Raw genomic sequence first — 18,883 nt, 5'->3', positions numbered from 1 at the left:
TTCAGGCAAAACGGCCGGCGAGCGCGCCGGCCCGGCGGATCATCGCCTGCAGGTTTTCGCGGATACGCGCTTCGACGAGCTCGGCCACTTCGGGATATTCCTCCAGCATGCGGCGGAAGAGCGGCCGATTGATGCGAATGACTTCGCTGTCTTCCTCGGCCGTCGCCGTGAACTTGCGCTCGACCATCGAGATCAGCGCCAGCTCCGACAGAAGCGCCCCGCGGCTGACCGTCGACACCGCCGTCTCGGCACCGTCGACACCGACCTTCGACAGGGACAGGCTGCCGCTGGCGATCGCATAGGCGCAATCGGCCGGCGCGCCCTCTCGAAACAGCTCCTGTCCCTTGAAGATGCGGCGTCGTTCCGCGCCGAAGGCGATCAGCCTCAGCTTGTCCTCGCTGATATCGGCAAACAGCGGCACGTTGGACAGAAGCACGATATCGTCGTTGAGCGCCAAGCGGCTAACCTCCCACAGTCACGTTGGTGCCGGCCTAGACCGGATCGCGCACGCAACCCATGCAAACAGCAGTCTACGGAGAACGCGCGAGAAGCGGTTTTCCACCCTGCGCACCCCGGCTACGGAACGATCTTGTAGCCGCCGTTCTCTGTCACCAAAATCTCGGCATTGGAAGGGTCCCGCTCGATTTTCTGGCGCAGACGATAGACGTGGGTTTCGAGCGTGTGGGTGGTCACGCCGGAATTGTAGCCCCAGACTTCTTCCAAGAGCACGTCGCGCGTCACTACCTTCTGGTCGGCGCGGTAGAGATAGCGGATGATCGCCGCTTCCTTCTCGGTCAGCCGGATCTTCTGGCCGTTTTCGAGCGTCAGCAGCTTCTGGCTGGGCTTGAACGTATAGGGCCCGACGCTGAAGGTCGCGTCCTCGCTCTGCTCGTGCTGGCGCAGCTGCGCGCGGATGCGGGCGAGCAGCACGGCGAAACGGAATGGCTTCGTCACATAATCGTTGGCGCCGGCCTCAAGCCCGAGGATCGTATCGGAATCGGTATCGTGGCCGGTCAGCATGATGATCGGCGCCTTGAAGCCGCCCTTGCGCAGCAGCTTCACCGCTTCGCGGCCGTCCATATCCGGCAGGCCGACATCCATGATCAACAGATCCACCTGCTGCGCCCGCGCCGTCTGGATGCCCTTGCCGGCAGTCGCTTCCTGGATGAGGTCGAATTCCTCGTAGAGCGAGAGCTGCTCGACCAGGGTCTCGCGCAGGTCATTGTCGTCATCGACAAGAAGAATGGTACGGGTCGCCATGGGACAATTCCTGTTTGCTTCCGTTTTCAAACTAGCTCAAATGCCTGTGTTGGCAAGCGAACCAGCGTTGCCACGTCTTTATATCCGTAACCGTGCTTATGGTGCCCCCCAAATCACGGGCAAAGCAAAAATCCGTGAGAATGATGCGCAAGAAAACGTCGGGAAGAAGACCAGCCAAATCTGTCATCACCGTGCGCGCCGCACCGCGCGATCGCAAGCGGGCGCTCGTTTCGTTCGACGGCCGCGTCGAGCACGCCGCCATCGGGCGAAGCGGCATCACCAGCCTGAAGCGTGAGGGCGACGGCGCCACGCCACGCGCCGCGATGAAGCTGATCGGCGGCTATGTCAGGCGCGACCGGCTCCTCCTGCCGCCGACGCCGCTGCCGACCCGGACGACGCGCACGGGCATGCTGTGGTGCGACGCGACGCGCCACGCGCTCTACAATCGCCCGGTCAAGGCGCCCTTCACGCCGAGCCATGAGGAGATGATGCGTGACGACGGGCTCTACGACATCTGCCTGGTGATGGACTGGAACCTTCTCGCGCGCCGGCGAAATGCCGGTTCGGCGATCTTCTTCCACCTGATCCGGCCGGGCTACGAGCCGACGCAGGGCTGCGTCGCCGTCAGCCTGCCGGCGATGCGCCGGCTGATCCCGCATATGCGCCGCGGCACCGTCGTGAAGGTAATCTGACCTCGACGTCCGGTCGGCTCAATCGAGCGAACGCGGCGTCACGAAGCGCGCGAGCCTGGCGCCGCCGGACAAAAGTTCGCGCCAACCCGCCGCTTCGAATTCTAGGACGGCAAGGGCGGCCGTTGGAAACTTGTCCGCCATGCGCATGCGCAGATCCGCATCGCCGGAGCCGACGAGCTCGTGCGCCAGGTCCTCCATGCCGGGATTATGGCCGACGATCAGCAGCGTCCTGATGGCCGGGTCGGTTGCGCGCAGGACACTGAGGATCTGGGCGGCGTCCACCTCGTAGATCGCCCGGGTGTTTTCGACCGCGATGCCGGGCGTGAGGGCGGCAGATACCAGCTTCCAGGTCTCCTGCGCCCGTTTCGCCGTCGAGACGAGGGCGAGATCCGGCACGAGCGCATGCCGCGCCATGTAGCCCCCCATCAGTGGTGCCGCCTTGCGGCCGAGCTCGCCGAGCGGCCGGTTGATGTCGGCGACGCCATCCGGCCAAGCGGACTTGGCATGGCGCAACAGCAGCAGACGGTAGCGTTGAACAGGCAGATCGTCGCTCATCCCATCCTTCTCCCAAGATGCCTCCGCCAGATAGCTTAGCGTATTTCCGGCGCACGCGTGGGAAGAGCGCCAAATAAAAAAGGCCGCCCCGAAGGGCGGCCATCAACGCCGGACAAGCTCAAGTCCGGCTTATTTCCATTCGCGGATATCGACGAAATGACCGGCCACCGCAGCCGCTGCCGCCATGGCCGGCGAGACCAGATGCGTGCGACCCTTGAAGCCCTGACGGCCTTCGAAGTTGCGGTTCGAGGTGGAGGCGCAGCGCTCGCCCGGCTTCAGCCGGTCGTCGTTCATCGCCAGGCACATGGAGCAGCCCGGCTCGCGCCAGTCGAAACCGGCTTCCTTGAAGATCTTGTCGAGACCTTCGGCCTCGGCCTGTTCCTTCACGAGGCCGGAGCCCGGAACGATCATCGCCGAAACGGTCGAGGCGACCTTGCGGCCTTCGACGACCTCGGCCACGGCCCGGAGATCCTCGATTCGGCCGTTGGTGCACGACCCGATGAAGACGCGGTCGACGGCGATGTCGGTGATCTTCGTGCCCGGCTTCAGGCCCATATAGTCGAGCGCGCGCCACTTGGAGGCCCGCTTGTTCTCTTCCTGGATCTCGTCCGGATTGGGAACGATGCCCTGAACCGAGATGACGTCTTCCGGCGACGAGCCCCAGGAGACGATCGGCGGCAGGTTGGCGGCATCGAGCACGACGACGCGATCGTAGTGCGCGCCCTCGTCCGTGTGCAGCGTCTTCCAGTAGTCGAGCGCCATGTCCCAGGCCTTGCCCTTCGGAGCGCGCGGCTTGTCCTTGATGTAGTCGAACGTCGTTTCGTCAGGCGCGATCAGGCCGGCGCGGGCGCCACCTTCGATCGTCATGTTGCAGATGGTCATGCGGCCTTCCATCGACAGCGAGCGGATCGCTTCGCCGGCAAATTCGATGACGTGGCCGGTGCCGCCGGCAGTGCCGATCTCGCCGATGATGGCGAGAATGATGTCCTTGGCCGTAACGCCCGGCGGCAGCTGGCCGTCGACGCGCACCAGCATGTTCTTCGCCTTCTTCTGGATCAGCGTCTGGGTGGCGAGCACGTGCTCGACTTCCGACGTGCCGATGCCGTGGGCCAGCGAACCGAAGGCGCCGTGCGTCGAGGTGTGGCTGTCGCCGCAGACGATCGTCATGCCCGGCAGGGTGAAGCCCTGCTCCGGGCCGACGATGTGCACGATGCCCTGGCGCTTGTCGTTTTCCGAGTAGTACTCGACGCCGAAGTCGGCGGCGTTCCTGGCGAGCGCCTCGACCTGGATGCGGCTTTCCTCGTTCTTGATGCCGAGGTGGCGGTCGGCCGAGGTCGGAACGTTATGGTCGACGACAGCGAGCGTCTTTTCCGGCGCGCGAACCTGGCGGCCGGCCATGCGCAGACCTTCGAAGGCCTGCGGACTCGTCACTTCGTGAACGAGGTGACGGTCGATGTAGAGAAGACAGGTGCCGTCGTCCTGTTCGTTGACCAGGTGATCGTCCCAGATCTTGTCATAGAGGGTACGCGGTGCGCTCATGGCGGTATATCCATCGAGTTTTCAAAAAAGGTAGGAAAGCCGGCGGCAAGGCGGCCGGAAGCACTGATCAGGAGATCAGGATAGGCGGCTTGTAAGCGCCCCGTGGACGCGCGCAAAGAAGCGTGCCGGCAGGCGCTTGTGGTCCTGCAGCACGACGATTTTCTGCTCGCTACATCCGAATTTGGATTCCATGGCCGTGTTCATATCAATTTTCTGACAGGTCGGCAATTGCTGGAAACGGACTCAGCGTTGCTCTGCGCGCCTGAGCCGCCGCTCCAGCCCGCGCAATCCCAGCGACAGACCGATGGTCAGCACGAGATAGACATAGGCAACGATCGAATAGGTCTCGAAGAAGCGGAAGGAGCCGGAGGCATAGACCTTGCCCATCTGCGTGATGTCGGCAACGCCGAGCACCGAGACGAGCGATGAGTCCTTGACCATGGCGATAAAGTCGTTGCCGAGTGGCGGCAGGATCACGCGGATTGCCTGCGGAAAGACGACGAGACGAAAGCGCTGGTAGCGTGAAAGCCCGAGTGCCTTGGCGGCTTCGATCTGCCCCTTGTCGACCGAGAGGATGCCGGCCCGGAACACTTCGGCAATAAAGGCCGAATAGCCGATCATCAGCGCCAGGATGGCCCGCCACATCAAGGAGATGTCGCGCACGACGACCGGCTCCATCCAGCCGGCGCTGATCAGCGGTGCTGAGATGAAGTTGGCCGCGACGACGAGCCCCGGCGCGCCGACGAAGGCAATGTAGAACAGAAGCACCAGGATCGGCACGCCGCGGATCACTTCCGTATAGAAGCGGGCGATCTGCCGAAGCGGCGAATGTTCGGAGAGCGCCATCAGCGCGATGCCGAGGCCGAGCGTCGTCGCCAGCACGAAGCCCATGAGGGTCACGAAGACCGTGACGCCAAGGCCCTTGAAGACGACGGTGAAGACTTCCGAGAAGATGTCATTGCTGATGATCACGGCGGCGAGCGCCACTGCGATCACGACAAGGGCGACCAACCACCAGGGATAGTCGCCCTTGCCGGACATGTCTGAAGATTGTGGAGCGGCCATAGCCTGCTATCAGCCGCCCATCTTGTATTCGAGGAACCACTTCTTATCGAGGGCGTCGAAGGTACCGTCTTCCTTCAGCGCCTTGATCGCGGCGTTGACCGGAGCCACGAGATCCGAGCCCTTCGGGAAGATGAAGCCGAAATCCTCGGTGCCGAGCGGCCCACCGACGACCTTCAGCTTGCCTTCGGAGGAATCGACATAGCCCTTGGCGGCGACGCTGTCGGTCAGGACCACGTCGACGTCGCCGGCCTTCAGCGCCTGTACGGTCGCGCCGAACGTCTCGAACAGCTTGATGCGCGGGTTCTGCTCGTTGCCGTCGAGCATTTCGTAGACGGCGGTATAGAACGGCGAGGTGCCCGGCTGCGCGCCGACGAGACCGTCGGCAAAGGCGCCGAAGCTCTTACCATCGTTGAAGCGGGCCTCGTCGCTGCGCACCAGCATGAACTGCTGCGAACGCATGTAGGGGTCCGAGAAGTCGACCTTTTCCTTGCGGTCGTCCTTGATGGTGATGCCGGTCATGCCGATCTGGTACTGGCCGTCATGCACCGCCTGGATCATCGCGTCCCAGCTGGTGTTCTGGTATTCGACCTTGAAATTCAACCGCTTGGCGATCTCGTTCATCGCGTCGTATTCCCAGCCCTTGGCTTCGCCCGACTTCGGATCGACGAACTGCAGCGGCGGGTAGGCGTTCTCCGTGACGACGACAACCGTCTTGCCGCCGAGGTCCGGCAGGTCGCTGGCAACAGCCGGTGCAGAAAATGCGAAAGGTACGGCAAGTGCGGCTGCGATGCCCGCAAGCACATGGCGACGGATTGTCATTGGAGGGCTCCCGAAAATTGTGGCAGCGGAAAATGTCACAAATTCAGACGGAAAGACAAGCGCTTCGTACCAAAAAAGAAAGGCGGCCCGAGGCCGCCTTCCCAACAATCCGATAGGATTGAAAACTTATTCCGCTGCGGCTTCAGCTGCCTTGGCGGCCTCTGCTGCTGCCTTGGCTTCAGCGGCTTCGGCTGCTGCCTTTTCGGCGGCCAGCGCCTGAGCTGCTGCAACCTTTTCAGCCTCGATGCGTGCCTTTTCCTCGGCAATCGCCTGACGCTCGGCTTCGTTCAGCTTGCGGGCGCGCGTGCCGGTGTTCTCGACGATACGAGCCGACTTGCCGCGACGATCGCGCAGGTAGTAGAGCTTGGCGCGACGGACCTTACCGCGGCGAACAACTTCGACGCTCTCGACGAGCGGCGAGTAAACCGGGAATACGCGCTCGACGCCTTCGCCGTAGGAGATCTTGCGAACGGTGAAGCTTTCGTTGATGCCGCCGCCCGAACGAGCGATGCAGACGCCTTCATAGGCCTGAACGCGGGTACGGTTGCCTTCGACAACGCGGACGTTGACGCGCAGCGTGTCGCCTGCGGAGAATTCCGGGAGCGTGCGCTTGGCGGCAATCTTGGCGGCCTGTTCGGCTTCCAGCTGCTGGATGATGTTCATCGGTCTAACCTTTCAAGTTCTTCTGAAACAGCCAGAGCGCTCTCGATGAACCTGTCGGGCCAGCCTTCAGGTCTTGCCGGATACCGGCAGGAGCGGATTCGCCATTCTTTGTTTTGGTCGACGGGCGTGAAACCCGAACCGGGGCGGCACATACACCAATCACACTGCCTTGTCATCCCTGAAGGCCGTAATTTCTAAGGCATCCGCGCCAAGGAAGGCGAATTTATCAGAAAATGCGCAAACACACCCGGTGCGATTGTCCGATGCAACGGACTTGCGGCCGTCACAACCACCAGCTATCCCGAGCATGAGGGGTCGGGGGAGACCATGAACATCTTCGAAATACTCATGCTGTTTGCGGCCGGCTTCCTGTCCGGCGTCGTCAATGCCATCGCCGGCGGCGGAACGTTCCTGACCTTCGGGGCGATGACGCTTGGCGGGCTCTCGCCGATCGTCGCCAACGCGACCTCGTCGATCATCCAGTTCCCGGGCTATATCACCTCGGCGCTTGCCTATGCCAAGGAAATCCGGGCCGACAAACGCTATGCGATCCTACTCGGGGTGATCTCGGCAATCGGCGGTCTTGCCGGCGCGCTGTTGCTCATCTCGCTCTCCAACGCCTCCTTCCGCGCGCTTGTGCCCTGGCTGCTGCTGGCGGCAACGGCGATCTTCGCTGCCGGACCGCTCCTGAAACCCAAAGCCCGCGTCGACGAGCATGCGATCAATCCGGTCGGCATCGGCGCCCAGTTCGTCACCTCCATCTATGGCGGCTTCTTCGGCGCCGGCATGGGCATCATGATGCTGGCGGTGCTTGGGCTTGCGACCGGCGGTGGCTATCACCGGCTGAATGCGCTGAAGAACTTCATCTCGATCGTGATTGCCGCGATTGCCATCGTCGTCTTTGCCGCCGGTGGGGTCGTCTCCTGGCTGCATGCGGCGATCATGGTGCCGGGAGCCGCCCTTGGCGGCTACAGCGGCGTCTGGGCGGCAAGGCGCGTGCCGCAAGCGGTCATCCGCGCGCTGGTCGTCGCCGTCGGCCTGCTGCTGGCCGCCTATTATTTCTTCACGGGCTGATCAAGAAGATCGGGCCGACGCTCGGCGGTCAGCCGACGCGCCTCCGCTTCACGCCACTTGGCAATGGCGCCGTGATTGCCCGAGGTCAGCACCGCCGGGATTTCGCGGCCTTCGAAGACCTGCGGGCGGGTATAATGCGGGTGCTCCAGCAGCCCGCCTTCGAAGCTCTCGTGCACGCCGGAAAGCTCATTGCCCATGACACCCGGCAGGATGCGCACAACAGCATCGAGCACCGTCAGAGCCGCCGGCTCGCCGCCCGAAAGAATATAGTCGCCTATGGAAACTTCCTCGAGGCCGCGGGCATCGATCACCCGCTGGTCGACGCCTTCGAAGCGGCCGCAGACGATGACGACGCCGGAGCCGGCGGCGAGTTCACGTACCCGCGCCTGTGTCAGCGGTCGGCCGCGCGGGCTCATCAGCAATCGCGGCCGGTCGTCGTTCTCCGAGACACGATCGATCGCGCGCGCGAGCACATCGGCTTTGAGCACCATGCCGGCGCCACCGCCGGCCGGCGTGTCGTCGACGGTGCGGTGTTTGTCCTCGGCGAAATCGCGGATCTGCACCGGCTCGATCGACCATTGGCCACGCTCCAGCGCCTTGCCGGAAAGCGAGGCGCCGAGATGGCCCGGAAACATTTCAGGATAGAGCGTCAGGATGGTGGCACGAAACGTCATTGCCGCAGTGCTCACTTGCGCTTTGCGGAAAACGGGCTGCCCGGATCCTGGTCCTTGTCGTCCGAAAGGCCGGCGGCCACCGGATCGACCAGCAGACGCCCGGCTTCCAGGTCGATCTCCAACACCGACCATTCGGTAAAGGGGATCAACACCGGACGTCGGCCCGGCCCCTTCAGCTCGAGCAGGTCGCCAGCGCCGAAATCGAAGACGCCACTGACCTTGCCGTAGCTCGTGCCATTGCCGTCGATCGCTTCCAGACCTTCGAGATCGGCATAGAAGAACTCGTCCTCGTCAAGATCGTCATCGTGCAGGTTGTCGCGCTCGATGAACAGATCGAGGCCGTTAAGCGCCTCGGCAGCGTTGCGATCGTTGACGCCGCGAAAACGCACGATAACGACGTTCTTCGCCTCGCGGATTTCCAACACCTCGAACACACGGCCGTCGGCGCTGTGCAGATTGCCATACTCTCCGAGCGCGGTCGGATCATCGGTAAAGGACTTGACCCTGACCTCGCCGCGCAGGCCCTGCGCCGCGCCGATCGTCGCCATCAGAACCGGGTTTTCGAGTTTGCTCATCGTCCGCGTCCGTTTCGGTATATCTCGGTGCACATAACGGAAAACGGGCGGCATGGAAATGCCACCCGTTTCCTTAAGTCACGGCCAGCCGGAAAGGTGCGTCGGCAGATGTCCGCCGATCACTCTCCAGACCGTTCGCAGGCTCTTATTCAGCAGCAGCAGCAGCGGCGTCTTCAGCCTTCTGCTTGGCTTCAGCAGCGCGCTCCTGGGCCTTCTTGCCCGGGACGCCCTTGGTCGGGTTGCTGCGAGCCGGACGCTTTGCGAGGCCAGCCTGGTCGAGGAAGCGCAGAACGCGGTCGGTCGGCTGGGCGCCCTGGGCGATCCAGTGGTTGACGCGCTCGGCGTCGAGCTCGACGCGCTTTTCGTCGTCCTTGCCGAGCATCGGGTTCCACGAGCCGATCTTCTCGAGGAAGCGGCCGTCACGCGGGCTGCGGGCGTCGGCAACGACGATCTGGTAGTAAGGACGCTTCTTGGAACCGCCACGGGCGAGACGAATTTTCAGTGCCATTTGAGTAACTCCTTGCAGGCTTTCTTGACCGCTTCGTTCAAGCGGAATGGTTTGTGCCGACGGTGCCCGCGGAATGCGAGCGATCGGCGGCGATGGCTTCATGATGCCGGATGACTTCCTTGATGATGAAGTTCAGGAACTTCTCGGCGAAATCCGGATCCAGATTGGCATCCTTGGCCAGGCGGCGCAGGCGTTCGATCTGGTATTCTTCGCGCGCCGGGTCGGCCGGCGGCAGTTCGTGCTTGGCTTTCAGAACGCCGACTGCCTGGGTGCAGCGGAAGCGTTCAGCCAGCATGTGGACGAGCGCGGCATCGATGTTGTCGATCGACTGCCGGTAACCCGCCAATTCCTTTTTGATTTCGGGATCAATCATGTCTTAGCGATCCTCACTTCTTCTTCGGCAGGCCGGGAAGGCCGGGGAAGCCGCCACCGAGCCCCGGAAGCTTGGCGCCGCCGAGGCCAGGCAAACCACCACCGCCAAGGCCAGGCATGCCGCCCGGCTTCAGACCGGCCGCTTCCGCCTGCTTCTGCAGGGCTTCGAGCTGCTTCGGGTCGAGCTTCGACAGATCGGGCATGCCGCCGCCACCAAGGCCGCCAAGGCCCATCTTGTTGGCAAGGCCGCCCATCATCTGCTTCATCATGCCGCCTTTGCCCTTGCCGCCCATCATCTTCATCATGTCCGCCATCTGGCGGTGCATCTTCAGAAGCTTGTTGATGTCGGCGGCATCGGTGCCGGAGCCGCTAGCGATGCGCTTCTTGCGCGAATGCTTGAGCAGGTCCGGGTTGGCGCGCTCGGCCTTGGTCATCGACGAGATGATGGCGAGCTGGCGCTTGAACAGGCTGTCGTCGAGGCCGGCGGCGGCCATCTTGTCCTTCATGCCGGCCATGCCGGGCATCAGGCCCATGATACCGCCCATGCCACCCATCTTCTGCATCTGGCCGAGCTGGTCGGCGAGGTCGTTCAGGTCGAACTTGCCCTTGGCCATCTTGGCGGCCATGGCGGCCGCCTTCTCGGCGTCGATGTTCTCGGCCGCCTTCTCGACGAGCGAGACGATGTCGCCCATGCCGAGAATACGGTCGGCGACGCGGCGGGGATGGAACTCTTCGAGTTCGCCCATCTTTTCGCCGACACCGATGAGCTTGATCGGCTTGCCGGTGACCGCGCGCATCGACAGCGCTGCACCGCCACGGCCGTCGCCGTCCATACGGGTAAGCACCAGGCCGGTGATGCCGACGCGTTCGTCGAAGTTGCGGGCGAGGTTGACGGCGTCCTGACCGGTCAGCGCATCGGCGACGAGCAGAATCTCATGCGGATTGGACTTCCGCTTGATCTCCGCCATCTCGATCATCAGCGGCTCGTCGATATGGGTACGGCCGGCGGTGTCGAGGATAACGACGTCATGACCGCCGAGCTTGGCAGCCTGGACGGCGCGCGCGGCGATATCGGTCGGCGACTGGCCGGCGATAACAGGCAGCGTGTCGACGCCGGTCTGTACGCCGAGCTGGCGAAGCTGTTCCTGGGCTGCCGGACGACGCGTGTCGAGCGAAGCCATCAGGACCTTCTTCTTGTCCCTGGTCTTCATCCGGCTGGCGATCTTGCCGGTGGTCGTCGTCTTACCCGAGCCCTGCAGACCGACCATCATGATGACGACGGGCGCCGGCGCATTGAGGTCGATGGTGACGCCCTCGGAGCCGAGCATCTCGACGAGCTGGTCATGGACGATCTTGACGACCATCTGGCCGGGCTTGATCGACTTCAGGATCTCGGCGCCGACGGCCTTTTCACGAACCTTTTCGGTGAAGGAGCGCACGACGTCGAGCGCGACGTCGGCTTCGAGCAGCGCACGGCGAACCTCGCGGAGCGCAGCGGAAACATCGGCTTCCGACAATGCGCCGCGGCCGGTCAGTCCATTCAATATGGAACCAAGGCGGTCCTGGAGGCTCTCGAACATTCTCACTTCCTTCTGGTTTCCGGTGGCGATCAACTCGCCGGAAACGTGGGTTCCTTCGCGCAGAAAACAAGGCGCAAAGCCAAAAACCACCCGAGGGCGCCACGCGCTGTCGGGTGTTGACCTCCGGGTTCTCTTTATACCTTTACGGGACCCGGTCGGTGGCTTCGAAGACTTGAGCTTGCGAAGGAATTGGCGCGGATAAACAGGAAAGCGCGGCAAAAGTCAAGGACCGCAGGCAAATGAGGCACTTTCGCCTCAGAGCGCCTCGCCCTCGTCGGCCTCGTCCAGTTCGCCGGCCAACTGCTCGAAGGCGGTCGACACCCGCGTCATCACCCGAAGCGCGGCCACCACTTCGGTCTGGTTGATATCGCCGAGCAGGGCATGCAGCAACTCCACCTCGCGGCGATGGATTTCCTCGAACAGGTCGCGCCCGGCGGCGGTCGGCGCGCAAAGATAGGCGCGGCGATGCTCCGGATTCGGCCGTCTTTCCAGCAACGCCTTGTCCGTCAGCCCATTGACGACCCGCAGGACGAACTGCCGTTTCATCGACAGGCGACGCGCCGCCTCCGGCACCGTCAGCGGCGTTTCGTAAAAAAGTTCGAGAACCGCCCGCTCCGCCACTGATATGCCGGCACCATCGAGCATATGTTCTGCCGAGCGCTGCATGTTGAGATGGATGGAGCGGACCAGCTTCAGGGTCTTGTAGAGACGTTCTTGCGGGTCGAATCGAACGAGCATGGAAACACGATAGCAATCCAGTTGCTGTCTTCAAGAATTTATTAAACCTTGACCTTTCAACCAAGGCGAACCGCCCGGATGAAGACACGCAATCCTTATTACCAAGGTCCCGTCTCCGATCATTTCGACGGCACCCACTTCTTCAACCCCGACGGCAAGCCGCCCAAAGGCGCCGCCGACCTATTGCGCTGGCAGTTCGGCGGCGGCAAGGTCCGCTGGCCGGCACACAATCCGAGCCCGTTTGCGCAAGTGAAGCCCGAGGCGAGCGTCGAAGGCGAGCGCCTGCGCGTGACGATGGTCGGCCATGCGACGCTGCTCATCCAGGTGCATGGGTTCAACATTCTCACCGACCCCGTCTGGTCGCGCCGCGCCAGCCCCCTCACCTTCGCCGGCCCACAGCGCCACAATGCGCCCGGCATCGACCTCGACGACCTGCCGCCGATCGACATCGTGCTCGTCACCCACAATCACTACGATCACCTCGACGTCGAGACGCTGGCAGCCCTTCACGAGGAACATGCTCCCCGCATCATCACCCCGCTCGGCAACGACACGATCATCCGCCGCGTCGTTCCCGAGGCAGAAATCGACGTCGTCGACTGGGGCAACCGGCTGGACTGCGGCGATGACATCATCATCCATACCGAGCCCTGCCATCACTGGTCGGCCCGCGGCTCGCGCGACCGACGCATGGCGCTGTGGGCTGCCTTCGTGCTGGAGACGCCGGCCGGCAAGATCTACCACGTCGGCGACACCGGCTTTCACGACGGCATCAATTATCGCGCCGCCCGCGAGAAACACGGCGCCTTCCGCCTCGCCAATCTGCCCTTCGGGGCCTACGAGCCGCGCTGGTTCATGCAGGACCAGCACCAGAACCCGGAGGAAGCGGTGCGCGGCATGGTCGACTGCGCCGCCGCCCACGTCGCCGGCCACCACTGGGGCACGTTTCGCCTGACCGACGAAGGGGTCGAGGAGCCACGGCAGGCGCTGGAGCGGGCGCTCGATGCGGCCGGCATCCATCGCAGCCGCTTCCGGCCAATGCGCCCCGGCGAAATCTTCGACGTTCCGGCTTGAGCCATGGCCGGCGAATGAAGGCGGCACTGGTATTTTCCGGGCTTTTCCGCCATATACAGCCCGAATGAAGGATGGCCCGCCCGGAGCGGGCCCGTTTGGACAATCGCGACATGACCGACAACGTGCAATTTGCCAGGATGAACGGGCTTGGAAACAAGATCCTCGTCGTTGACATGCGCGGTCGGAAGGATCGGGTGACGCCGGCCGCTGCGATCGCGCTCAATGCCGACCCGGCAACCGCCTTCGACCAGATCATGGCGATCCACGACCCCAAGGCTTCTGGTACCGACGCCTGGATCGACATCGTCAATTGCGACGGCTCGATGGCGCAAGCCTGCGGCAACGGTACTCGCTGTGTTGTCCAGGCGCTCGCCGCCGAGACCGGCAAGAAGGCCTTCACCTTCCACACCATAGCCGGCATCCTGAATGCAACGGAGCATGAAGACGGCACGATCTCGGTCGACATGGGCAAGCCGGTCTTTGCCTGGGACAAGATCCCGCTTGCCGAAGAGTTTGCCGATACGAGCCGCATCGAACTGCAGATCGGCCCCATCGACAATCCCGTCCTGCATTCGCCCTCGGCAATGTCGATGGGCAATCCGCACGCGATCTTCTGGGTCGACAAGGACCCGATGTCCTTCGACCTCGATCGTTTTGGCCCGCTGCTTGAAAACCACCCGATGTTTCCCGAGCGCGCCAACATCACGCTGGCACAGGTGCTTTCGCCCTCGTCGCTGCGCACCCGCACCTGGGAACGCGGCGCCGGGTTGACGCTTGCCTGCGGCTCGGCGGCTTGCGCGGCAGCCGTCAGCGCTGCGCGCACCGGTCGCACCGGCCGCAAGGTGACGATCGACGTCGCCTCAGCCCCTGCCCCGGCCAAGCTGACCATCGAATGGCTGGACAGCAACGACCATGTCGTCATGACGGGACCGGCCGAATGGGAATGGTCCGGCACGCTGAACCCGACGACCGGCATCTGGCAGCGCGACGCGGCCGAAGCCGGCGGAGCCCGGGCGCTTTGAGCGGCGTCGAGGTCATAACCTTCGGCTGCCGTCTCAATACCTACGAATCCGAAGTGATGCGGGCGGAAGCCGAAAAGGCGGGGCTGAACAATGCCATCCTCGTCAACACCTGCGCCGTCACCGGCGAGGCCGTGCGCCAGGCGCGCCAGGCGATCCGCCGTGCCCGGCGCGACAATCCGCATGCCCGCATCATCGTCACCGGCTGCGCCGCGCAGACAGAGAAGCAGACCTTCGCCGAAATGGCCGAGGTCGACGCCGTGCTCGGCAACGAGGAGAAGCTAAAGAGCGCCTCCTATCGTTCGCTGCCGGATTTCGGCGTCTCGGCGGAAGAAAAGCTGCGGGTCAACGACATCATGAGCGTGCGCGCCACCGCGCCGCAGATGGTCAAGCACATCGACGGCCACGTGCGCGCCTTCATCCAGGTGCAGAACGGCTGCGACCATCGCTGCACCTTCTGCATCATCCCCTATGGCCGCGGCAATTCCCGCTCCGTGCCGATGGGCGCCGTGGTCGATCAGGCCCGCAAGCTCGCCGAAACCGGCTATTGCGAGATTGTGCTGACCGGCGTCGACGCGACGAGCTACGGCGCCGACCTGCCGGGCACGCCGACCCTCGGGATGCTCGCCAAGACGCTCCTGAAGCAGGTACCGGAAATTCGCCGCCTACGCCTTTCCTCGATCGACGGCATCGAGGCCGACAAGCACCTCTTCGACCTCATCGCCGACGAGGCGCGCTTCATGCCGCACCTGCACCTGTCGCTGCAGCATGGCGACGATTTGATCCTGAAGCGCATGAAGCGTCGCCATTCGAGCGCCGACGCTCGCGCTTTTGCCGATCAGGTCCGCCGCCTGCGCCCGGAGATCAGCCTCGGCGCCGACATGATTGCCGGCTTCCCCACCGAAACCGAAGGCATGTTCGAAAATGCCGCGAGGCTGGCCGACGACTGCGGCATCGCGCATCTGCACGTCTTTCCCTATAGCCCGCGTCCCGGCGCGCCGGCGGCACGCATGCCGCAGCTCGACCGCGGTCTCGTCAAGGATCGCGCAGCCCGCCTCCGCGCCGTCGGCGCGACACTCTACGCCCGCCATCTCGACGGCATGGTCGGCAGCGAGCAGACGATCCTGGTCGAGAACAACGGGCTTGCCCACACACAAAACTTCACGCTCGTCGACGCGGCTGGCCTGACGCCCCGTGCGCTTGTCCCGGTCTTAATCACCGGCCACAATGGCAAGCATCTGACGATGCAGGTAAAACAGATGGCTGCGGCCTGATTTATGCGGAATTCCTGAATGGCAATGGGTTTCATCAAGAGGATCTTCACCTTCGGCAAGGGCGCGGTGGAGGAAACGAAGCCGCCGGAAGGTGTGCCGGAGGAGACCATCGTCTCTGCGCCCGAAGCGGAACAGCCGTCTCGGCCGTCCACGGAAAGTCCCGAAGCGGCCGCCCCCGTCGTTCAGGCAGAGGTCATCGAAGAAGCGGGTTTCGAGCCGCCCGTCGAGATCGAAACCTTGCCACTCTCCGACAGCGATCCTGTGCTGGAAGCCGAGATCGAGACCGCCGGCGGCCCGGCTTCGGATGATGCCGAGGAACTGGCGCGTGACGATGCCGCCCCGGTCAAGGCTGAGGTAGCGCCGGCCGAGACCGACACCGCGATACCCCCCTCTGTCCCTACGGAACATCTCCCCCACAAGGAGGGAGAGCCGACGGAGGCCGAGGCTGCGGCAGAAGAGGCGGTAGCAGCTACCGAGACTGCGGAACCAGTTTCCAGCGAAAGCCCGGCGACCGAGGAAGACACGCTCGCAGGCGCTCACGCGGAGATCATCGAAAACACCGCGGACACGTTGCCAGTCGACGCCAACGATGTCGAAGTGGAAGCAACGACCGAAACGCATGCTTCCGAACTCGAGAGCGAGCCCAGCGCAATCTCTCCCCTTGTGGAGGAGATGCCCGGCAAGGCAGAGAGGGATGAAGCCGCAGCCGCAGCCGCAGCGCTCCGCGAGAGCGTCGCGACCGACACGGCAGGAGCTGTCGAAACCCCATCGACCGAGACAACCGAGGCCGAGCCCACTGCCGCCCCCGCTCTCCCCAAAGGCTTCTCCACCAGCGAGCGCAAGCCCAAGGAAGAACCCGTCGCCGCGCCGAAGGAAAAGCTCAGCTGGTACCAGCGCCTGCGCCGCGGCCTTGCGCGCACCTCGTCGCAACTGACCGGCCAGATCGCCAGCCTGTTCACCAAGCGCAAGCTCGACGAAGCGACGTTGCAGGACCTCGAAGACCTGTTGATCCAGGCCGACCTCGGGGTCGAAACCGCGATGCGCATCACCGATACGCTCGCCTCGGAACGCTACGGCAAGGATGTCTCGGGCGAGGACGTTTCGCGTATCATGGCCGGCGAGATCACCAAGGTGCTTTCGCCCGTCGCCAAGCCGCTGGAACTCGATCTCAGCCACAAGCCGCACGTCATCCTTGTGGTCGGCGTCAACGGCACCGGCAAGACCACGACGATCGGCAAGCTCGCCGCCAAGCTTTCCGGCGCGGGCCTGAAGGTCATGCTCGCCGCCGGCGACACCTTCCGGGCCGCGGCGATCGAGCAGCTGAAGATCTGGGCCGAGCGCACCAACTCCGAGATCGTTTCCTCCAAACTCGGCGCCGATGCGGCAGGCCTTGCCTATGAGGCCTTCCAGCAGGCGCGCGAGAAGAAATCCGACGTGCTGATCATCGACACCGCCGGCCGCCTGCAGAACAAGGCAGAACTGATGGCCGAACTCGAAAAGATCGTGCGCGTGCTCGGCAAGCTCGATCCTGATGCGCCACACACGGTTCTCCAGACGCTGGACGCCACCACCGGCCAGAACGCGCTGCAGCAGGTCGAGATTTTCCGCAACGTCGCGGGCGTCAGTGGACTGATCATGACCAAGCTGGACGGCACGGCGCGCGGCGGCATCCTCGTGGCGATCTCCGCCAAGCACAAGCTGCCGGTCTATTTCATCGGTGTCGGCGAAGGCATCGACGATCTCGAACCCTTCGAAGCCAAGGATTTTGCCGAGGCGATCGCCGGCGTTGCCGCCTGACGGGGCGATCGGGCCCGCGCACAGTTGCGCCGGCCCGTTGCCTTGATATGGTTTTGCCGCAAAGCTGGTGTTATGAGCAGCAGGTACATGCAGAAACAGGACCCCCAGATGTCGTCGATCGAGGCTTCCAAGCCGCAGAAGGAAGTCAGCCCCTTGCTCAAGATGGTGCTGGAGCTTGGGCCGCTGATGGTCTTCTTCTTTGCCAACTCGCGCGGCGAATGGCTGGCCGGGCATTTTCCGGCGCTCGCCGAGCTCGGTGGTCCGATCTTCATCGCCACCGGCCTCTTCATGGCTGCGACCGCGATCGCGCTTGCCGTGTCCTGGGTGCTGACCCGCACCCTGCCGATGATGCCGCTGATTTCGGGCATCGTCGTCTTCGTCTTCGGCGCGCTGACGCTCTGGCTGCAGAACGACACCTTCATCAAGATGAAGCCGACGATCGTCAACACGCTGTTCGGCGCGATCCTGCTCGGCGGCCTGCTCTTCGGCAAGTCGCTGCTCGGCTACGTCTTCCACTCCGCCTTCAAGCTCGACGAGGCCGGCTGGCGTAAGCTGACGCTGCGCTGGGGCGTGTTCTTCCTGTTCCTGGCGGTGCTCAACGAAGTGGTCTGGCGCTCGTTCTCGACCGATTTCTGGGTCGCTTTCAAGGTCTGGGGCACGATGCCGATCACCATTCTGTTCACGCTCGCCCAGATGCCGCTGATCATGAAGCACTCGCTTGACCAGGAGAACGCCGAGTGAGCACGATGCTCGAGGAGAATGACAGCCGCAACCGGCACGCACTCCTCTGGCTCGCCGCCTGTCTTGCTGTTCTCGTCATCCAGATCGTCACCCAGCATCTGATGGGTCGTCTCTGGATCTGCGAATGCGGCTACGTCAAACTGTTCGAGCCGGTCGCCAAATCCAGCGGCAACTCGCAGCACATCGCCGACTGGTACACACCGTCGCACATCATCCACGGCTTCCTGTTCTACGGCCTCGGCCATCTGCTCCTGCGCGGCAAGCCGCTGACGGCAAAACTCTTCCTTGGGACAGTGATCGAATCCGCCTGGGAGATCGCCGAAAACACGCCGATGGTGATCAACCGCTACCGCTCGGCAACGATCTCGCTCGACTATTTCGGCGACAGCATCCTCAATTCGACGATGGATACGCTGGCCATGGCGGCCGGCTTCCTGTTTGCCGCACGCATGCCTGTCTGGCTGACCGTGACGGTCGCCATCGTCTTCGAGCTCTTCACCGGCTGGCTGATCCGCGACAACCTCACGCTCAACGTGCTGATGCTCGTCTGGCCGCTGGATGCGGTCCGGGATTGGCAGGCAGGGATCTAGCGGACCTTCGGCATTTGCTTCGGCGCCTTATCCGCGCGGTGAGGGCTTGCCCTCATCCGGCTGCCGCCACCTTCTCCCCGCTCGCGGGGAGAAGGGAGTTGTGCCAACCCGACTGCGCTACATTCCCACGCCCTCAAGGGCGAGATCAGTCACGCCCACGACATGCAATCCCGATGATTTGGACGGTCGATCGCCACACGTCTCCTTCTCCCCGCGAGCGGGGAGAAGGTGGCCGGCAGGCCGGATGAGGGGGCAGTTTCCGACGACAGCGCCC

Annotated in this window: 21 protein-coding genes; 8 read left to right on the top strand and 13 right to left on the bottom strand. The window is 63.6% G+C overall.

All coding sequences use genetic code 11. From position 1 onward, the window contains the following. Position 1 precedes the first annotated feature (1 nt). Both OKW20_RS24245 and OKW20_RS24240 read right to left on the bottom strand, forming a co-directional pair. The gene (locus tag OKW20_RS24245; RefSeq protein WP_043625643.1) at positions 2–457 is read right to left on the bottom strand and encodes a cyclic nucleotide-binding domain-containing protein; all 456 of its coding nucleotides are present in this window, start codon (positions 455–457) and stop codon (positions 2–4) included. Between the two features lie 119 nt (positions 458–576). Next, positions 577–1,260, bottom strand: a complete 684-nt coding sequence (locus OKW20_RS24240; protein WP_034802783.1) for a response regulator transcription factor — start codon at positions 1,258–1,260, stop codon at positions 577–579. A 143-nt stretch (positions 1,261–1,403) separates the two neighbouring features. On the opposite strand from OKW20_RS24240, the gene OKW20_RS24235 reads away from it, so the two are divergent. After that, entirely contained in the window at positions 1,404–1,952 is a 549-nt protein-coding gene (locus OKW20_RS24235) for a L,D-transpeptidase family protein (RefSeq protein WP_429176562.1), read from the top strand. 18 nt (positions 1,953–1,970) lie between these two features. Here OKW20_RS24235 and OKW20_RS24230 read toward each other — a convergent pair whose 3' ends face one another. The 5 genes from OKW20_RS24230 to rplS all read right to left on the bottom strand — a co-directional run bounded on the left by OKW20_RS24230 (position 1,971) and on the right by rplS (position 6,593). Beyond that, positions 1,971–2,507: a SixA phosphatase family protein gene (locus tag OKW20_RS24230; protein WP_429176310.1), complete on the bottom strand. Its 537-nt coding sequence runs from the start codon at positions 2,505–2,507 to the stop codon at positions 1,971–1,973. A 129-nt stretch (positions 2,508–2,636) separates the two neighbouring features. Next, a complete protein-coding gene (gene leuC / locus OKW20_RS24225; protein ID WP_043625634.1) occupies positions 2,637–4,046 on the bottom strand; it encodes a 3-isopropylmalate dehydratase large subunit in 1,410 nt (469 codons plus the stop codon). Positions 4,047–4,289: 243 nt separating this feature from the next. After that, entirely contained in the window at positions 4,290–5,111 is an 822-nt protein-coding gene (locus OKW20_RS24220; RefSeq protein WP_429176308.1) for an amino acid ABC transporter permease, read from the bottom strand. 9 nt (positions 5,112–5,120) lie between these two features. Next, a complete protein-coding gene (locus tag OKW20_RS24215; RefSeq protein WP_192451023.1) occupies positions 5,121–5,930 on the bottom strand; it encodes a transporter substrate-binding domain-containing protein in 810 nt (269 codons plus the stop codon). Positions 5,931–6,056: 126 nt separating this feature from the next. Continuing rightward, a complete protein-coding gene (gene rplS, locus OKW20_RS24210; RefSeq protein ID WP_429176305.1) occupies positions 6,057–6,593 on the bottom strand; it encodes a 50S ribosomal protein L19 in 537 nt (178 codons plus the stop codon). Between the two features lie 327 nt (positions 6,594–6,920). Here rplS and OKW20_RS24205 point away from each other — a divergent pair, with 327 nt between their 5' ends. Further along, entirely contained in the window at positions 6,921–7,667 is a 747-nt protein-coding gene (locus OKW20_RS24205) for a sulfite exporter TauE/SafE family protein (RefSeq protein WP_429176302.1), read from the top strand. Here the strand turns inward: OKW20_RS24205 and trmD are convergent. From trmD to OKW20_RS24175, 6 genes are all read right to left on the bottom strand, one after another. Then, on the bottom strand, positions 7,649–8,341 hold the full coding sequence (gene trmD, locus OKW20_RS24200) for a tRNA (guanosine(37)-N1)-methyltransferase TrmD (protein WP_429176299.1): 693 nt from the start codon (positions 8,339–8,341) through the stop codon (positions 7,649–7,651). The genes OKW20_RS24205 and trmD overlap by 19 nt on opposite strands. Before the next feature lie 11 nt (positions 8,342–8,352). Further along, positions 8,353–8,916, bottom strand: a complete 564-nt coding sequence (rimM, locus tag OKW20_RS24195; RefSeq protein WP_043625617.1) for a ribosome maturation factor RimM — start codon at positions 8,914–8,916, stop codon at positions 8,353–8,355. A gap of 145 nt (positions 8,917–9,061) precedes the next feature. Beyond that, positions 9,062–9,424 carry a 30S ribosomal protein S16 gene (gene rpsP, locus OKW20_RS24190; RefSeq protein WP_043625614.1) on the bottom strand — a complete coding sequence of 121 codons (363 nt, stop codon included), beginning with the start codon at positions 9,422–9,424 and terminating at the stop codon, positions 9,062–9,064. 37 nt (positions 9,425–9,461) lie between these two features. After that, a complete protein-coding gene (locus tag OKW20_RS24185; RefSeq protein WP_429176296.1) occupies positions 9,462–9,797 on the bottom strand; it encodes a chorismate mutase in 336 nt (111 codons plus the stop codon). Between the two features lie 13 nt (positions 9,798–9,810). Then, positions 9,811–11,376: a signal recognition particle protein gene (ffh, locus tag OKW20_RS24180; protein WP_429176293.1), complete on the bottom strand. Its 1,566-nt coding sequence runs from the start codon at positions 11,374–11,376 to the stop codon at positions 9,811–9,813. A gap of 255 nt (positions 11,377–11,631) precedes the next feature. Further along, a complete protein-coding gene (locus tag OKW20_RS24175; RefSeq protein WP_429176291.1) occupies positions 11,632–12,114 on the bottom strand; it encodes a MarR family winged helix-turn-helix transcriptional regulator in 483 nt (160 codons plus the stop codon). Between the two features lie 78 nt (positions 12,115–12,192). Here OKW20_RS24175 and OKW20_RS24170 point away from each other — a divergent pair, with 78 nt between their 5' ends. The 6 genes from OKW20_RS24170 to OKW20_RS24145 all read left to right on the top strand — a co-directional run bounded on the left by OKW20_RS24170 (position 12,193) and on the right by OKW20_RS24145 (position 18,609). Then, positions 12,193–13,188 carry an MBL fold metallo-hydrolase gene (locus OKW20_RS24170; protein ID WP_429176288.1) on the top strand — a complete coding sequence of 332 codons (996 nt, stop codon included), beginning with the start codon at positions 12,193–12,195 and terminating at the stop codon, positions 13,186–13,188. A gap of 110 nt (positions 13,189–13,298) precedes the next feature. After that, positions 13,299–14,210 carry a diaminopimelate epimerase gene (dapF, locus tag OKW20_RS24165; protein WP_429176285.1) on the top strand — a complete coding sequence of 304 codons (912 nt, stop codon included), beginning with the start codon at positions 13,299–13,301 and terminating at the stop codon, positions 14,208–14,210. Further along, positions 14,207–15,481 (top strand): tRNA (N(6)-L-threonylcarbamoyladenosine(37)-C(2))-methylthiotransferase MtaB, encoded by a 1,275-nt coding sequence (gene mtaB, locus OKW20_RS24160; RefSeq protein ID WP_429176282.1) that lies wholly within the window; start codon positions 14,207–14,209, stop codon positions 15,479–15,481. The genes dapF and mtaB overlap by 4 nt, the downstream gene beginning before the upstream one ends. A gap of 18 nt (positions 15,482–15,499) precedes the next feature. Next, complete coding sequence (gene ftsY, locus OKW20_RS24155) at positions 15,500–17,278, top strand: signal recognition particle-docking protein FtsY (RefSeq protein ID WP_429176278.1); 1,779 nt, start codon at positions 15,500–15,502, stop codon at positions 17,276–17,278. 108 nt (positions 17,279–17,386) lie between these two features. Continuing rightward, positions 17,387–18,019, top strand: coding sequence for a septation protein A (locus OKW20_RS24150; RefSeq protein ID WP_156134322.1), 633 nt, complete (start codon positions 17,387–17,389; stop codon positions 18,017–18,019). 5 nt (positions 18,020–18,024) lie between these two features. Then, a complete protein-coding gene (locus tag OKW20_RS24145) occupies positions 18,025–18,609 on the top strand; it encodes a DUF2585 domain-containing protein (protein ID WP_402326064.1) in 585 nt (194 codons plus the stop codon). Positions 18,610–18,883 lie beyond the last annotated feature (274 nt).

The organism is Ensifer sp. LBL (assembly GCF_050435225.1).
Taxonomy (GTDB): Bacteria; Pseudomonadota; Alphaproteobacteria; order Rhizobiales; family Rhizobiaceae; genus Ensifer.
The sequence above is the reverse complement of the archived record's forward strand: the minus strand, read 5'-3'. Positions and strand labels throughout refer to the sequence as shown.

What these genes read in the sequence shown, in the direction of transcription:
- OKW20_RS24240 (WP_034802783.1), bottom strand. Translation starts at nt 1,260, where the DNA reads ATGGCGACCCGTACCATTCTTCTTGTCGATGACGACAATGACCTGCGC.
- rplS (WP_429176305.1), bottom strand. Translation starts at nt 6,593, where the DNA reads ATGAACATCATCCAGCAGCTGGAAGCCGAACAGGCCGCCAAGATTGCC.
- rpsP (WP_043625614.1), bottom strand. Translation starts at nt 9,424, where the DNA reads ATGGCACTGAAAATTCGTCTCGCCCGTGGCGGTTCCAAGAAGCGTCCT.
- rimM (WP_043625617.1), bottom strand. Translation starts at nt 8,916, where the DNA reads ATGAGCAAACTCGAAAACCCGGTTCTGATGGCGACGATCGGCGCGGCG.
- ftsY (WP_429176278.1), top strand. Translation starts at nt 15,500, where the DNA reads ATGGCAATGGGTTTCATCAAGAGGATCTTCACCTTCGGCAAGGGCGCG.
- OKW20_RS24145 (WP_402326064.1), top strand. Translation starts at nt 18,025, where the DNA reads ATGCTCGAGGAGAATGACAGCCGCAACCGGCACGCACTCCTCTGGCTC.
- OKW20_RS24185 (WP_429176296.1), bottom strand. Translation starts at nt 9,797, where the DNA reads ATGATTGATCCCGAAATCAAAAAGGAATTGGCGGGTTACCGGCAGTCG.
- OKW20_RS24235 (WP_429176562.1), top strand. Translation starts at nt 1,404, where the DNA reads ATGCGCAAGAAAACGTCGGGAAGAAGACCAGCCAAATCTGTCATCACC.
- leuC (WP_043625634.1), bottom strand. Translation starts at nt 4,046, where the DNA reads ATGAGCGCACCGCGTACCCTCTATGACAAGATCTGGGACGATCACCTG.
- OKW20_RS24175 (WP_429176291.1), bottom strand. Translation starts at nt 12,114, where the DNA reads ATGCTCGTTCGATTCGACCCGCAAGAACGTCTCTACAAGACCCTGAAG.
- trmD (WP_429176299.1), bottom strand. Translation starts at nt 8,341, where the DNA reads ATGACGTTTCGTGCCACCATCCTGACGCTCTATCCTGAAATGTTTCCG.
- dapF (WP_429176285.1), top strand. Translation starts at nt 13,299, where the DNA reads ATGACCGACAACGTGCAATTTGCCAGGATGAACGGGCTTGGAAACAAG.
- OKW20_RS24150 (WP_156134322.1), top strand. Translation starts at nt 17,387, where the DNA reads ATGTCGTCGATCGAGGCTTCCAAGCCGCAGAAGGAAGTCAGCCCCTTG.
- OKW20_RS24215 (WP_192451023.1), bottom strand. Translation starts at nt 5,930, where the DNA reads ATGACAATCCGTCGCCATGTGCTTGCGGGCATCGCAGCCGCACTTGCC.
- ffh (WP_429176293.1), bottom strand. Translation starts at nt 11,376, where the DNA reads ATGTTCGAGAGCCTCCAGGACCGCCTTGGTTCCATATTGAATGGACTG.
- OKW20_RS24230 (WP_429176310.1), bottom strand. Translation starts at nt 2,507, where the DNA reads ATGAGCGACGATCTGCCTGTTCAACGCTACCGTCTGCTGCTGTTGCGC.
- OKW20_RS24205 (WP_429176302.1), top strand. Translation starts at nt 6,921, where the DNA reads ATGAACATCTTCGAAATACTCATGCTGTTTGCGGCCGGCTTCCTGTCC.
- OKW20_RS24170 (WP_429176288.1), top strand. Translation starts at nt 12,193, where the DNA reads ATGAAGACACGCAATCCTTATTACCAAGGTCCCGTCTCCGATCATTTC.
- OKW20_RS24220 (WP_429176308.1), bottom strand. Translation starts at nt 5,111, where the DNA reads ATGGCCGCTCCACAATCTTCAGACATGTCCGGCAAGGGCGACTATCCC.